Origin of the sequence: Serratia sp. B501 (genome assembly GCF_051172315.1) — a bacterium.
Taxonomy (GTDB): domain Bacteria; phylum Pseudomonadota; class Gammaproteobacteria; order Enterobacterales; family Enterobacteriaceae; genus Serratia; species Serratia ureilytica.
Map to the genome: position 1 here is coordinate 545,329 of NZ_JBPIZB010000003.1, position 14,509 is coordinate 559,837.

At 60.5% G+C, this 14,509-nt stretch carries 13 protein-coding genes and 2 tRNA genes; 7 read left to right on the top strand and 8 right to left on the bottom strand.

Annotated elements, in window-relative coordinates; all coding sequences use genetic code 11:
• Position 1 precedes the first annotated feature (1 nt).
• Positions 2-334 carry a DUF2502 domain-containing protein gene (locus ACSBQV_RS13170; protein WP_033643938.1) on the bottom strand — a complete coding sequence of 111 codons (333 nt, stop codon included), beginning with the start codon at positions 332-334 and terminating at the stop codon, positions 2-4.
• Between the two features lie 396 nt (positions 335-730).
• Here ACSBQV_RS13170 and ACSBQV_RS13175 point away from each other — a divergent pair, with 396 nt between their 5' ends.
• Positions 731-1,960, top strand: a complete 1,230-nt coding sequence (locus tag ACSBQV_RS13175) for an L-lactate MFS transporter (protein WP_033643939.1) — start codon at positions 731-733, stop codon at positions 1,958-1,960.
• A gap of 70 nt (positions 1,961-2,030) precedes the next feature.
• Here ACSBQV_RS13175 and glk read toward each other — a convergent pair whose 3' ends face one another.
• Positions 2,031-2,993, bottom strand: coding sequence for a glucokinase (glk, locus tag ACSBQV_RS13180; protein WP_099782532.1), 963 nt, complete (start codon positions 2,991-2,993; stop codon positions 2,031-2,033).
• 310 nt (positions 2,994-3,303) lie between these two features.
• Between glk and ACSBQV_RS13185 the strand changes: the two genes are divergently transcribed.
• Positions 3,304-4,551: an ion channel protein gene (locus ACSBQV_RS13185; RefSeq protein ID WP_099782530.1), complete on the top strand. Its 1,248-nt coding sequence runs from the start codon at positions 3,304-3,306 to the stop codon at positions 4,549-4,551.
• Here ACSBQV_RS13185 and ACSBQV_RS13190 read toward each other — a convergent pair.
• Together ACSBQV_RS13190 and ACSBQV_RS13195 are read right to left on the bottom strand one after the other, a co-directional pair.
• On the bottom strand, positions 4,548-5,240 hold the full coding sequence (locus ACSBQV_RS13190; protein ID WP_099782528.1) for an aspartate/glutamate racemase family protein: 693 nt from the start codon (positions 5,238-5,240) through the stop codon (positions 4,548-4,550). The two genes, ACSBQV_RS13185 and ACSBQV_RS13190, sit on opposite strands and share 4 nt — an antisense overlap.
• A 67-nt stretch (positions 5,241-5,307) precedes the next feature.
• On the bottom strand, positions 5,308-5,760 hold the full coding sequence (locus tag ACSBQV_RS13195) for a multidrug/biocide efflux PACE transporter (RefSeq protein ID WP_016926809.1): 453 nt from the start codon (positions 5,758-5,760) through the stop codon (positions 5,308-5,310).
• 96 nt (positions 5,761-5,856) lie between these two features.
• Here ACSBQV_RS13195 and ACSBQV_RS13200 point away from each other — a divergent pair, with 96 nt between their 5' ends.
• Positions 5,857-6,747 carry a LysR family transcriptional regulator gene (locus tag ACSBQV_RS13200; RefSeq protein ID WP_089197292.1) on the top strand — a complete coding sequence of 297 codons (891 nt, stop codon included), beginning with the start codon at positions 5,857-5,859 and terminating at the stop codon, positions 6,745-6,747.
• On the opposite strand, the gene ACSBQV_RS13205 is transcribed toward ACSBQV_RS13200, so the two are convergent.
• Positions 6,723-8,384, bottom strand: coding sequence for an alpha-keto acid decarboxylase family protein (locus ACSBQV_RS13205; protein ID WP_168177213.1), 1,662 nt, complete (start codon positions 8,382-8,384; stop codon positions 6,723-6,725). The two genes, ACSBQV_RS13200 and ACSBQV_RS13205, sit on opposite strands and share 25 nt — an antisense overlap.
• Before the next feature lie 191 nt (positions 8,385-8,575).
• Here ACSBQV_RS13205 and mgrA point away from each other — a divergent pair, with 191 nt between their 5' ends.
• Positions 8,576-9,565, top strand: coding sequence for an L-glyceraldehyde 3-phosphate reductase (gene mgrA / locus ACSBQV_RS13210; RefSeq protein WP_099782524.1), 990 nt, complete (start codon positions 8,576-8,578; stop codon positions 9,563-9,565).
• 224 nt (positions 9,566-9,789) lie between these two features.
• Positions 9,790-10,200, top strand: a complete 411-nt coding sequence (locus ACSBQV_RS13215; protein WP_050440153.1) for a DUF2502 domain-containing protein — start codon at positions 9,790-9,792, stop codon at positions 10,198-10,200.
• A gap of 41 nt (positions 10,201-10,241) precedes the next feature.
• Here the strand turns inward: ACSBQV_RS13215 and ACSBQV_RS13220 are convergent, their stop codons facing one another.
• Positions 10,242-11,477, bottom strand: a complete 1,236-nt coding sequence (locus tag ACSBQV_RS13220) for an Nramp family divalent metal transporter (RefSeq protein WP_099782522.1) — start codon at positions 11,475-11,477, stop codon at positions 10,242-10,244.
• Between the two features lie 377 nt (positions 11,478-11,854).
• Between ACSBQV_RS13220 and ACSBQV_RS13225 the strand changes: the two genes are divergently transcribed.
• Positions 11,855-13,042, top strand: coding sequence for a NupC/NupG family nucleoside CNT transporter (locus ACSBQV_RS13225; protein WP_004936373.1), 1,188 nt, complete (start codon positions 11,855-11,857; stop codon positions 13,040-13,042).
• 118 nt (positions 13,043-13,160) lie between these two features.
• On the opposite strand, the gene ACSBQV_RS13230 is transcribed toward ACSBQV_RS13225, so the two are convergent.
• Positions 13,161-13,236 (bottom strand) — tRNA-Ala (locus ACSBQV_RS13230).
• A 60-nt stretch (positions 13,237-13,296) separates the two neighbouring features.
• Positions 13,297-13,372 (bottom strand) — tRNA-Ala (locus ACSBQV_RS13235).
• A gap of 308 nt (positions 13,373-13,680) precedes the next feature.
• Between ACSBQV_RS13235 and ACSBQV_RS13240 the strand changes: the two genes are divergently transcribed.
• Positions 13,681-14,466, top strand: a complete 786-nt coding sequence (locus tag ACSBQV_RS13240; RefSeq protein WP_042785144.1) for a formate/nitrite transporter family protein — start codon at positions 13,681-13,683, stop codon at positions 14,464-14,466.
• Positions 14,467-14,509 lie beyond the last annotated feature (43 nt).

The following is a 14,509-nucleotide window of genomic DNA, read 5'->3' on the forward strand; positions in this document are numbered from 1 at the left end:
CTTACCAGCGCGGGCCCGGACGGTAGTAATACCCCGGCGGCGGCGGTGGCGGCATGCGGTAATGCGGCCGGTCGCGCCAGTCGCGCCGCGGCGGCCCGTAGTAAATCACCCGGGGCGGCGGGCCGTAATAGTACCCGCGCGGGCGTTCATACCGGCGGTGATCGGCCCACCAGCGCGGATCGCGCCAGCGATAGCCGTCCCAGTAATGGCCGCGATTGTCGCGATCGCCGATATGCAACGACAGGCCAGGCACGTTCACGCCGATGGAGACGTCGGCCTGGCTCGCCAGCGGCAGCGCCAGCAGCGCAGCCAGTAACAACAGCGTTTTTTTCATTTCATGGCTCCTGCAGAGCGGACCTTGTCCGATCGCAGATAACATAGCCCCGCGCTCACCGCCGCTCTATAGGCGCAATGCCGATTTACGCCTTTCAGACGCATCCTTCACAATTCCACCACAATCGTTCACCGGCGATTAACAATAAATCGTTGATATCTTTGATGTAGATCACGTGCCACCCCCGGCATTTCACGGGCTTTCAGGCGCAAAAACGGCAACTCACGCCGCATAAAATGCATTTCATTCCTTCCGTCGTGCAACTCATTCCCGATCCGCCGCCCGCCGCAGGGGCCGGCCATATAATAAGCCCATACCGCGGGAACGCTGATTCACCCCGCAAATTTCAGCCAACGGCTCACGCCCGGCAACGCACACACAGGAAGGAGACCGGCCATGAACACCAAACCGGCAAATCGCAGCTTAATCGTTCTCGGCACCATCATCTGTCAGATGGGTCTGGGCACCATCTACACCTGGAGCCTGTTCAACCAGCCGCTGGTCGACAAGTTCCACTGGGGGCTGGCGGACGTCGCCACCACCTTCTCCATCACCAGCTTCTTCCTGGCCTTCGCCACGCTGTTCGCCGGTAAGCTGCAAGAACGCTTCGGCATCCGCAACCTGACGCTGTGCTCCGGCATCCTGGTCGGCCTGGGCCTTATCGCCAGCGCCCACGTCAGCTCTCTCGACATGATCTACCTGCTGGCCGGCGTGGTGGTGGGCTTTGCGGTCGGTATCGCCTACATCTCCACCCTGTCCAACCTGATCAAATGGTTCCCGGCCAACAAAGGCCTGATTTCCGGCATCTCCGTCGGCGCCTTCGGCAGCGGCAGCCTGCTGTTCAAATACGTCAACGCCGCCCTGATCGCCGACGTCGGCGTTTCCGGTGCCTTCTTCTACTGGGGTGCCATCGTGATGGGCCTGATCGTCGTCGGCTCCCTGCTGCTGAAAGAGCCGGTGCTGGCGACCAACGCCGCACAGCCAGGCGCCAACGGTCTGGGCAACGACTTCAGCGTGCGCCAGATGCTGGCCACCAAAGAAGCCTACCTGCTGTTCACCATCTTCTTTGCCGCCTGCATGAGCGGTCTGTATCTGATTGGCATCGTGAAAGACATGGGCGTTCAACTGGCCGGGATGGACTTGGCCACCGCCGCCAACACCGTGTCCGCCGTCGCCATCTTCAACACCGCCGGCCGCATCATCCTGGGGACGCTGTCCGATAAAGTGGGCCGTATGCGCGTCATCAGCTTCACCATGCTGGTTACCGTGCTGGCGATTGTCGCCCTGAGCTTCATGACCCTGAACCACACGCTGTTCTTCATCTGCGTCGGCGCGGTGGCCTTCTGCTTCGGCGGCAACATCACCGTGTTCCCGGCGATTGTCGGCGACTTCTTCGGCCTGAAAAACCACAGCAAGAACTACGGCATCATCTACCAGGGCTTCGGCCTGGGCGCGCTGGCCGGTTCGTTCGTCGCCAAATACTTCGGCGGCTTCCACGCCACCTTCATGGTGATTGGCGTCCTGTCCGCCGCCTCCTTGCTGATTACGCTGTTCATCAAAGCGCCGAAAGCCGTGGAAGTGGAAAGCGAAGAAACGGCACAGGCGGCAGAGTTGGCCAAAGCCTGATACCCCGCGAAAACGACAAGGGGCGCAACCTGCGGGTTGCGCCCCTTTTTTTATCGTGCCGCCGCGTTGCTTACAGCTGCATGCCCAGCGTCTGGCGCAGATGCGCGCCGGCTCCCAGCAGACCCGGTTGGCCATGGGTTATCATGAACACCGGAATGTCTCGCACATAGTCACGAAAACGCCCTTTATCTTCGAAGGCGGCGCGGAAGCCCGAGGCCTTGAAGAATTCCATAAAGCGCGGCACGATGCCGCCGGCGATGTACACGCCGCCAAAGGTGCCCAGATTCAGCGCCAGGTTGCCGCCGAAGCGCCCCATAATCACGCAAAACAGCGACAGCGCACGGCGGCAGTCGATGCAGCTGTCGGCCAGCGCCCGCTCGGTAATGTCCTTCGGCTCCAGTTTCTCCGGCAGGCGGTTGTCCGCCTTGACGATGGCGCGATACAGGTTGACCAGGCCCGGCCCGGACAGCACGCGCTCGGCGGAAACGTGCCCCACTTCACCGCGCAGCACCTCCAGAATAATGTCTTCTTCTTCGCTGTTCGGTGCGAAATCGACATGGCCGCCCTCGCCCGGCAGGCTGACCCAGCGGCGATCGACCTGCACCAGGTGGGCAACACCCAGCCCGGTGCCGGCGCCGTACACCGCGATCGGTTTGCCCGGCTGCACATCGCCGCCGCCAAACTGCAGCACGTCGTCCGGCGAGAGCATCGGGATCGCCATCGAGACGGCGGTGAAATCGTTGATCACTTCCAGATGACTCAACCCCAGGTTTGCCTTCATTTCTTTGATAGAGAACGCCCAGCTGTGGTTGGTCATCGCGACCCAGTCTTCCGTCACCGGGCAGGCGATCGCGATACAGGCGTCCTGCACCTCGATATCGCACGCTTTTAGATAGTGGCGGATCACCGCCTCCAGGCTGTCGAACTCCAGGCCGGAATAGGTTTTCGCCTGGGTAATCTCACCCGTCGCAACAGTGCACAACGCCAGGCGGGCATTGGTGCCGCCAACATCACCTACGAGGGCATAGGTCATTGATTTCGTCTCCGCAAAATGAAAAATAAAAAGCTGCCCACACTGTAAAATCCTGCTGCGAAAACAACAATCACCCGCCTCGGATCTGCGCCCCAATAGCGATCCGGATCACAAAAAACGTTTCAGCTGACCTGCCAAGCCGCGATTTGAAACAAATTGCGGCAAAAAACGCGCCGCCGCGACTGTTAACCGTCATCGACGCCGGGCAATATCAATGCGTGCCTGCTCGCCGATAGTCTGGCAAGCTGTGGTCACTGTCCAACCACCTGCTCTCCCTGCCCTGCATGGAGGCATCGACAAGGGATTATCCATGCTGCATCCGCGCGCCAATGCCATGTTGGCCTTTGCTTTGCCTGCGCTGATTATCGGTTCCGCCTCCAGTCTGGTGCTGCTGTTGATGATGAAAGTCGCCGCTACGCTGCAGCAATGGCTGTGGGTGACGCTGCCCGACGCGCTGAGCCTGGACGCCCAGGCACCCTGGTGGCCGCTCGGCATGCTGACGCTGACCGGCGTGGCGGTCGGCCTGATCGTGCGCTACATGCCGGGCCATGCCGGGCCGGATCCGGCGACGGAATCGCTGATCGGCATGCCGCTGCCGCTCTCCGCCCTGCCGGGGCTGGGATTGGCGCTGATCGTCGGCCTGGCCGGCGGCGTCAGCCTGGGGCCGGAGAACCCGATCACCGCCATCAATATCGCGCTGGTGGCGGCGGCGGGGGCGCGCCTGCTGCCTAAAGTGCCGCGCATGGACTGGATCATCCTGGCGGCCGCGGGCACCATCGGCGCGATGTTCGGCACGCCGGTCGCCGCCGCGCTGATCTTCTCGCAAACCCTGGCGGGCAATAACGAAACGCCGCTGTGGGATCGGCTGTTCGCCCCGCTGGTGGCCGCCGCAGCCGGCGCGGTCACCACCCAGCTGTTCTTCGTGCCCAATTTCGCCCTGCAGCTCGACGCCTATGACGTAACCCGGCTGCCGGACATCTTCAGCGGCGCCATCGTGGCGCTGATCGCCATCGCGCTCGGCATGGTGGCGCTGTGGTGCTTCCCGCACGTTCACCGCCTGTTCCATTCGATGAAGAATCCGGTGTTGATGCTAGGACTGGGGGGCTTTGTGCTGGGCCTGCTGGCGCTGGTGGGCGGAGAGATTACCCTGTTCAAAGGGCTGGATGAAATGAAGCGCCTCGCGGCAGACGGCAACTATTCGGTGCCGGCGCTGTTGGCCGTTACCCTGACCAAGCTGGCGGCGCTGGTGATCGCCGCCGCCTGCGGCTTTCGCGGCGGGCGCATCTTCCCGGCGGTGTTCGTCGGGGGGGCGCTGGGGCTGATGCTGCACCAGCACGTTCCGGCGGTGCCGGCGGCGATCACCGTCTCCTGCGCCATCATGGGGCTGGTGCTGGTGGTCACGCGCGACGGCTGGCTCAGCCTGTTTATGGCGGTGGCGGTGGTGCCGGATCTGCACCTGTTGCCGATCTTGTGCATCGTGATGCTGCCCGCCTGGCTGGCGCTGGCGGGCAAACCCTTGATGCTGGTGAACCGCCGGCAACCACCGCACGACGATTAGGCCAGCGCGAACGCCGCGGCGGCGCGAGCGTGGATCGCGGTGGTGTCGAACACCGGCACCGAGGCATCCCGCTCGCTCACCAGCAACCCTATCTCGGTGCAGCCGAAAATAATCCCCTGCGCGCCCTGCTGCTCCAGATCGCTGATGATCCGGCGATACTCGTCGCGCGAGGCGTCGCGAATTTTGCCGAGGCAGAGTTCGTCATAGATGATGCGGTGCACGATGTCACGATCGGCGCTGATCGGCGTCACCACATCGATGCCGTGCAATTCCTGCAGGCGGCCGCGGTAGAAGGTCTGCTCCATGGTAAAACGCGTGCCCAGCAGCCCGACGCGGCGAATGTTTTTCTCCCGCACCTGCAGCGCCGTGGCGTCGGCGATGTGAATCAGCGGCAGGCCGCTGGCCTGCTCGACCGCCTCCGCCACCTTGTGCATGGTGTTGGTGCAGATCACGATAGCTTCGGCGCCGGCGGCGCGCAACGCCACGGCGGCGGCGGCCAGCAGCCGGCCGGCGCCATCCCAATCGTCCTGGTGCTGCAAGCGTTCAACCTCCTGAAAATCGACGCTGTAGAGCACGATTTTGGCCGAATGCAGCCCGCCGAGGCGCGCCTTTACCTGCTCGTTGATGGTGCGGTAATACGGAATGGTGGATTCCCAACTCATGCCGCCCAGCAGACCCAACACTTTCATCCTTCATTCCTCAGCATTTTCCGACGATCCTCTGACCTTACCTGAGAATCGCCGGGCTGACGACGCCTTATTTGGCGCCGGAATTGATCGGCTGGCGCGCTTCGAACCAGCGCTGGCGCAGCGTGTCGTACAGCCAGTTGTAGGCCATGGTGTACGGCAGGAAGAACAGGAAGAAACCGATTTCCAGCATAAACGCCTGCGCCCAGGAAATGCTCAGCATCCAGGCGGCGATCGGCACGCCGATCAGAATAAAACCGGCTTCAAAGCCGACGGCGTGCAGCGCACGCACCTTCAGGTTACGCACCACCCGGCTGACCGGCCACAGGCGGTCGAACACCGTGTTGTAAACCATGTTCCACAGCATCGCGACGGTGGACAGCATCACCGCCAACGCACCGACCTGCACCATTGAGCGGTTCAGCAGCCACGCGCCCAGCGGGGCGCAAACCATCACGGCGATGGCCTCGAAACCGACGGCGTGGACGATACGTTCAATGAGAGACTTGTTTTGCAGTTGCATACATCACCTTTTTTTCAACAGTTGTTGCGAAAGCCAGGTGATTATCATCGCTTTTTTGGGTAGATTAAAAATAGATTCCATCTATAAAGTAGATATATGCACTATTCACCGGAAGCGTTACAGGCGTTCGTTGAAGCCGCCGCCCTCGGCTCATTTTCCGCCGCCGCGCGCAAGCTGCGCAAAAGCCAATCCACCGTCAGCACCGCCATCGCCAATCTGGAAGCCGACCTGGCATTGACGCTGTTCGATCGCAGCGCGCGCCAACCGGTGCTCACCGCCGCAGGCCGCAAGGTGCTGGGGCACGTGCAGGAGATCCTCGCCGCCAGCGAGCGGCTCGACGCGCTGAGCATTCAGCTGGCGGGCAATGTCGAACCGCGCCTGAGCATGGTATTTTCCGATACCTACCAGCCGAAGCATCACGACAGCCTGATGCAGCGGTTTGAACAACGTTACCCGGAGATTGAGCTGGAATGGATGATCGCCGAGGAAGGCGACGTCATCGATCTGCTGCAAAGCGGCCGCGCACAGCTGGGCATGGTGGAAGTGCAAAAAACCTATCCGCCGGATATCGCCTTCTCCCGCCTGCCTGAGCAGACCGAAATGGGGTTGTTCGTCGCGCATGGGCATCCGCTGGCGCAGGTCGCCGCGCCGACCCCGGAGCAATTATCCAGCACCCGTCAGCTGATCCTGAACACTTACACCGGCGCCGAAGCGGCCAGACAAGGCGGGCTGGTCTGGTCGGCGCCCAGCTATCTGCTGTTGCTCGAGATGGCGGAACAGGGATTCGGTTGGGCGGTGCTGCCGCACTGGCTGGTGCAACAATACGGCCACGGCAGGCTCACCCAGCTGCGCCCGCGCGGCTGGCCCAAACTGATTTCGGTGGATGCGGTATGGTCCAAACTGACCCCGCCGGGCCCGGCGGGGTACTGGATGCTGGAGCGATTGCTGGAAGACGACGCGGCTCAGGCGGCGGCGTTGCGCGACTGAATGACGCGCGAGATCGTATCGAGCAGTTCGGGAATATCCATCTTCGGCAGCATCACTTCGATGAAAGCCAGCCGGTCGCCCTGCGCCGCCTCACTCAGCGCCTGGCGCAGCGCCTCCGGCTGACTGACCCGCAACGCCGTCACCGGCCGCCCACCGGCCAATGCCGTTGGCAGCTGCGTCCAGTTCCACCGGGCGATGTCGTTGTAACTCTGCTCCGGCCCGTGGATAGCGCGTTCAATCGTGTAGCCCTGATTATTCAGCACGAAGATCACCGGTTTAAGCCCGTCGCGCAGCATCGATCCCAGCTCCTGCACGGTCAATTGCGCGGCGCCGTCGCCGATCAACAGCACCACCCGGCGCTGCGGTTCGGCGGTTTGCACCCCGAAGGTCGCCGGTAAGGTATAGCCGATCGAGCCCCAGAGCGACTGCACGATCATCCGGCTGCCGCGCGGCAGCGTCAAGGTCGCGGCGCCGAAACAGGCCGTGCCCTGCTCGGCCAGCACGATATCCCCCGGCCGCAGGAAATCCTGTATCTGCTGCCAGAAGGCGTGCTGATCCAACCCTTCCCCATCGCCTTCCGGCAGCGCCGGACGGCCGATCGTCGGCAACGGCCAGCGCGACGCCAGTGACAGAGTCAGGCGGTGCAGCGCCTGCACGGCGGCGCACATCGGGATGCGGCTGAACCGTTGACGACCGACCCAGGCTTCGAACGGTTGGATATCGATGCATTTTTCCGCCGGCAGATGATGTGTGAATCCTCCGGTAATGGTGTCGGTGAGACGCACGCCAACGGTGATCACGACATCGGCATTTTCAATCAGCGCTTTGGTCGCCGCAGCGCTGGCGCCGCCGCTGTAGGTGCCGACAAAACCGTCGCGGTTCTCATCCAGCACGCCCTTGCCGAGCAGCAGCGTGGCGTGCGGGATAGCCACCTCCTGCATCCAGTTATCCAGCGCCGTTTCAACGCCAAAGCGGTCCGCCAGAAAGTCCGCCAGCAATGACACTTGCCGTGCCGATTGCAGCTTTTCACGCGCTGCGGCGATAAACGCCTGCAATGCGCTCCGCGACAGCCTGGCCTGGCGCAGTATCAGCGGCGCCGGTTTGGCCGGCAGCGGCGCTTCCGCTACGTCGCTGGGCAGCATCAGATAAACCGGACGATGCTCCAGCAAGGCGGCATCGATCAGGCGGTCAATCTCCCTGGCGGCGTTGTCGGCGGTCAGGTTGGCCTGTGCGACGCTGACTTCTTTGGCTATCCGCGCAAAGTGAGTGAAGTCGCCATCGCCCAGCGAATGGTGCAGCAAATCGCCGGCGCGCTGGGCACGCTGCGCCGGTGTGCCCACCACGTGGATCACCGGCAGGTATTCGGCATAACTGCCGGCCACGCCGTTCAGCGCGCTCAGCTCCCCGACGCCGAAGGTGGTGAGCAACGCCCCGGCCGGTTTGCAACGCGCATAGCCGTCGGCGGCGTAGGCGGCGTTCAGTTCGTTGGCGCAGCCTACCCAGGTGATTTGCGGATGAGCGATGACGTGATCGAGGAATTGCAGGTTGTAATCCCCCGGCACGCCGAAGACGTGGCGGATGCCAATCTGGGCCAGACGATCGAGCAGATAATCGGCCACCGTGTAGATCTGAGTCATGATCATCACCTGTCTGCAGCTGAAGCGATTATCTTTAAGTATCGAAGATGCCGGTTAATTTTCGAACAGCGCTTTCCGTGTCGAGCGGCAACCTGGCGTTACATGCCGGCCTTGTGATCGCCCCCTCGGCGGCACGTTGTGAAAACGCATACACTCAAAACACGCCACTTCTTCGCCGACAAAGGATCACGATGTCCTACCCAGCCTCCCCCTCGCGTTATCAAGATATGGAATACCGGCGCTGCGGCCGCAGCGGATTGAAGCTGCCCGCCGTCTCGCTCGGGCTATGGCACAACTTTGGCGACGCCACGCTGTACGACAACGCCCGCGCCCTGATCCGCTGCGCCTTCGATCGCGGCATAACCCACTTCGATCTGGCCAACAACTACGGCCCGCCGCCCGGCGCCGCCGAGGAAAACTTTGGCCGCATTCTCAACGTCGATCTGCGGGCCTGGCGCGACGAGCTGATCGTCTCATCCAAAGCCGGTTACACCATGTGGCCCGGCCCCTACGGCGATTGGGGCTCGAAAAAGTACCTGGTCGCCAGCCTCGATCAGAGCCTCAGGCGCATGGGATTGGAGTATGTGGATATCTTTTATCACCACCGGCCGGACCCGGACACGCCGCTGGAAGAAACCATGGCGGCGCTGGATCTGTTGGTGCGCCAGGGCAAAGCGCTGTATGTCGGTTTGTCCAACTACCCGGCCGAGCGCGCGCGCCAGGCGTTCGACATCCTGCAGCGGCTCGGCACGCCGTGCGTGATCCACCAGCCCAAGTATTCGATGTTTGAACGCGGGCCGGAGGCGGAATTGCTGGATACGCTGGCGGATCATGGCGTCGGCGCGATCGCCTTCTCCCCGCTGGCGGGCGGCCTGCTGACCGATCGTTATCTGCACGGCGTCCCGCAAGATTCCCGCGCCGCCAGCGGCAGCCGTTTCCTGCAGCCGGAACAGCTGACCGCCGATCGACTGGACAAGGTGCGCCGCCTCGATGCGCTGGCGCGGCAACGCGGGCAGAAGCTGTCGCAGATGGCGCTGGCCTGGGTGCTGCGCGGCGATCGCGTCACCTCGGTGCTGATCGGCGCCAGCAAGACTGCGCAGATAGAAGACGCGGTGGGCATGCTGGCCAATCGTCACTTCACTGAAGAAGAGCTTGCGCAGATCGAGAAAATCTTATTGTAATCGCTTACAAATTCCGCCGCTCAATTGAGCGGCGATGCCCCAGAAAAATCTCAAATCTCGGCCTCCGGCGCCCTTTTCAGAGTGGCTCTCAGATTCAACCCCATGCGCCGGCGCTATGATGCCGATATTGCAGTAAAAATAACGATAAGGCCGTTTTTTTAAACTGATGAACGCGCTTCATAAAGTGATCAACGGCCAGGCCGCGCAAGCGGAAAGGAGAAGTCATGTTTAAACCTCTGCTCTTGGCCGCCATCTTGGCGGCGACGGTACTGCCCGCCGCACAGCAGGCGCACGCCGAAGGGATCAGCATCGATCTGATGCCGGGCGTTTCATTGCGCATCGGCGATCAGGACAATCGCGGCCGTTACTGGGACGGTTACGACTGGCGCGATCGCGACTGGTGGCAAGGCCATCAGGGACGCTATCTCGGCGATCGCAGCCCGCGCGGCTATTACTGGGATGGCTATCGCTGGCGCGACCGCGACTACTGGCGCAAACACTATTACTATCATGAAGGACGCTATCGTAAATACGACAAGCATTACGATAAGCACCATTGGAAGAAAGAGAAAAAACACCACCACGATCATGACCGCGATCGCTGGCGCCGCCACGGCGATGACGACCGCGATTAACGACAACGGGCCGGCGCAACGCCGGCCCGCACTGTTTTCGCCTACAGCACACTGCCGATCAGCAAGTAGCCATTCAACCCCACCACCACCAACACGATCAGCTTGCCCAGGTTTTGCACCACGGGGCCGTTAACCATCTCCCCCATCAGCGCCCGATTGCCGGTGAAAGCCAGCAGCGGCACCAGCGCCAGCGCAATGCCGAAGCTGAGCAGCACCTGGCTCAACACCAGAATGCGCGTGGCGTCCATTCCCAGCATGATGACGATAAACGACGGCAGCATGGTCACCGCTCGGCGCAGCCACAGCGGGATATGGAAATGCACGAACCCTTGCATCACCACCTGCCCCGCCAGCGTGCCCACCACGGTGGAAGAAAGACCGGCGGCCACCAGGCTCAGGCCAAACACGGTGGCGGCGGCTTGCCCGAGCAGCGGTTGCAGCGTCAGATAGGCCACGTCGAGATCGGCGATGCCGCTGTGGCCGCTGAAATGAAACGCGGCGGCGGCAGTGGCCATCATCGCCAGGTTGACGAAACCGGCGATGGTCATGGCGACGGCGACGTCGACTTTGGTGGCGGCATAGCGCTCCGCCTTATCGTGCTCACCGCCGACTTGGGTGAGCGACGAATGCAGATAGATCACGTGCGGCATGATGGTGGCACCCAATACCCCGGCGGCCAGGAATACCGCGTCGCCGTTGGGCAAATCGGGCAACGCCATGCCTTTCAGCAGCGGCGCAAACTGCGGCTGGGAAAACGCCAGCTCGACGATGTAAGCGGCGGCGACGAACAGCAGCAGGCCGCCGATCACCCATTCCAGCGGCTTTTGTCCACGCTTTTGCAGCATCAGAATTAAAAAGGTGGCGATGCCGGTCAGCACCGCGCCCTGCAACAAGGAGACGCCGAGCAGCAGCTTGAAGCCGATCGCCGCGCCGATGAATTCGGCCAGATCGGTCGCCATGGCGATAATCTCCGCCTGCACCCAATAGGCCCATACCGCCGGCCGCGGAAAGCGATCGCGAATATGCTCGGCCAGGTTTTTTCCGGTGGCGATCCCCAGCTTGGCGGACAACAGCTGGATCAGCATCGCCATCACGTTGGCCCAGACCACGACCCACAACAGGCTATAGCCAAACGAGGCGCCGGCCTGGATATTGGTGGCGAAGTTGCCGGGGTCGATGTAGCCGATAGCGGCGATGAAGGCGGGCCCCATCAGCGAGAGTTTGATTTTTCTGGCGGAGCGACCGGAGGTGGTTTCAACCACGCGACTGTTCAGCATATGTTGAACCCTTACTGAAATTACGTTTATCTCCACTCTATATAAATGATAATAATTATCAAGCGCATTTAGAGTGGTAAAACTTATCTCTGCAATAGCCAACATTAACGGTTTTATCGAAGGGTTCGACACCGAACTTGCCGATTTCCGTGCTTTTGGGTTGGGATTTTGGCTGCAATACCCCTGAAAGACAGGTTAGCACAAGAATACGAATTTCCTATGTCTGAGTTAACATCTTGATTTTTTATGCTTTTGCGCAACACTTTAGGAGAACTCCCACTATGATTTTCCATATTTGCAATAGAAGTCTCGTTTTTAAACGTAGCGTTACATAAAATGACAGCCGAAATTCAGCCTGCCTCAAATTTGGAGCAAACATGTCCCATATTGCGCACTTTGCGTTGGCGATAGTGGTGGTGGCGATCCTGGCCCTGTTGGTGTGCCGCGATCGCAAAAGCATCCGCATTCGCTATGTTATTCAATTATTGGTTATCGAAGTACTGCTGGCCTACTTTTTCCTGCATTCGGAAGCGGGTTTGGGCTTCGTAAAAGGATTCGCCGCGCTGTTTGACAAACTGCTCGGGTTTGCGGGACAAGGGACTGATTTCGTGTTCGGCGGCATGGGCGACAAAGGCCTGGCGTTCTTCTTCCTGAAGGTGCTGTGCCCGATCGTCTTCATTTCGGCGCTGATCGGTATTCTGCAGTACATCAAAGTGCTGCCTTTCATCATCCGCATTATCGGTACCGTGCTGTCGAAAGTGAACGGCATGGGCAAGCTGGAGTCGTTCAACGCCGTCAGCTCGCTGATCCTGGGCCAATCCGAAAACTTCATCGCCTACAAGGATATCCTGGGCAAGATGTCGGAAAAGCGCATGTACACCATGGCGGCGACCGCGATGTCTACGGTGTCCATGTCCATCGTCGGCGCCTACATGACCATGCTGGACGCCAAGTTCGTGGTGGCGGCGCTGGTACTGAACATGTTCAGCACCTTTATCGTGCTGTCGTTGGTCAACCCGTACGACACCAATAAAGAAGAAGAGCTGCACCTCGGCAACCTGCACGAAGGCCAGAGCTTCTTTGAAATGCTGGGCGAATACATCCTGGCCGGCTTCAAAGTAGCGATTATCGTCGCCGCGATGCTGATTGGTTTCATCGCCCTGATCGCCGCGCTTAACGGCGTGTTCAGCGCCATCTTCGGCCTGAGCTTCCAGGAAATCCTCGGCTACTTCTTCTATCCGTTCGCCTGGATCATGGGTATTCCTAAGCACGAAGCCCTGCAGGTCGGCAGCATCATGGCCACCAAGCTGGTTTCCAACGAATTCGTGGCAATGATGGAACTGCAGAAAGTCTCTGCCGAACTGTCGCCGCGCAGCCTGGGGATCCTGTCGGTATTCCTGGTGTCCTTCGCCAACTTCTCTTCCATCGGCATCGTGGCCGGTGCGATCAAGGGCCTGAACGAACACCAGGGCAACGTAGTGTCCCGCTTCGGTCTGAAGCTGGTCTACGGCTCTACGCTGGTCAGCATCCTGTCCGCTTCCATCGCGGGTCTGGTGCTGGGGTAAGCCTGAAATTTACAGCAATGATAAGGTGCCTGCGGGCGCCTTTTTTATTGGCTGGCCTTCGGCGAAGGTGAAATAACGCAAAGCAAAAAGCCGACCCTAAGGTCGGCTTTTCAAATGGTGGTGGAGCTAGACGGGATCGAACCGTCGACCTCTTGCATGCCATGCAAGCGCTCTCCCAGCTGAGCTATAGCCCCACAAAAGTGGTACGCGTTGACCGGCGTTACGGTATTCCCCAACCTCTCTGAGAAGAAGGTTGGTGGAGCTAGACGGGATCGAACCGTCGACCTCTTGCATGCCATGCAAGCGCTCTCCCAGCTGAGCTATAGCCCCGTTCCACAATCACTTTGTGCTGTGAACGGGGCGCATAATATGAAACCCGCTCAAAGCTGTCAACGGCTAAATTGAATTACTGAATCAAGCGTTGAAAAAGCCGCCAAATCAGCATCTTTGGCGCCAAAAAATCATCACTTTGCGCAGAGTTCATCCATTTTGCGCGCTACTTCTCAAAATGGCAAAAGACCCTGCATATCACGTTGATTTTTAATTAACGGAATGTTAGCGAAATGCGCTTGAGTCGGGCTCCCGAGCGGCATAGACTGCCCGCGCCATAAACTTTATTACTATAAACCGAGTCCGTCATGTCTTTGCATTCACCAAAAGAAATCGCCGCCCTCGCCGTTCAGGCCGGGGTAAACAAAAGCCGCGCCCCTCTCGCTAATCTGCTGATTCTGGGCTTTCTCGCCGGCGCCTTTATCGCCACCGGCTTCCTGCTGGATATTCACGTCATCGGCACCCTGCCGGCCGAATGGGGCTCTTTCGGCGCGCTGTTGGGCGCCGCGGTCTTCCCTATCGGTTTGATCCTGACCATTCTGGCCGGCGGCGAACTGCTGACCGGCAACATGATGACCTTGCCAATGGCCTGGTTCGCCCGTGAAATTCCCGCCATCGCCGTGCTGCGCAACTGGTTTTGGGTCACCCTGGCCAACTTCGCCGGCAGCGTGGCCGTCGCCTACTTCTTCGGCCACCTGCTGGGCCTGACCGAAGGCGCGTTTTTACATAAGACGCTGGCGATCGCGCAGGCCAAAGTGGATGCGGACTTCCTGCACGCCTTCATTTCCGGCGTCGGCTGCAACTGGCTGGTATGCCTGGCGGTGTGGTTAGCCTTCGCCAGCAAAGATGTGCCGGGCAAAGTGATCGGCATGTGGTTCCCGGTCATGGCTTTTGTCGCCATCGGCTTCCAGCACGTGGTGGCGAATATGTTCATCATCCCGGCGGCCATCTTTGCCGGCGGCATGGGCTGGGAGCAATATCTGCCTAATTTCGTCGCGGTATTTCTCGGCAATGCGCTGGGCGGCGCCGGCTTTGTCGGGTTGATGTATTTCCTCGCCTACCGTCCGGGTTTGCCGGCTAGCGAACAAGCCTGACAAAGCGCAATAAAAAAGCCCCGGGATCGCTCCACGGGGCTTT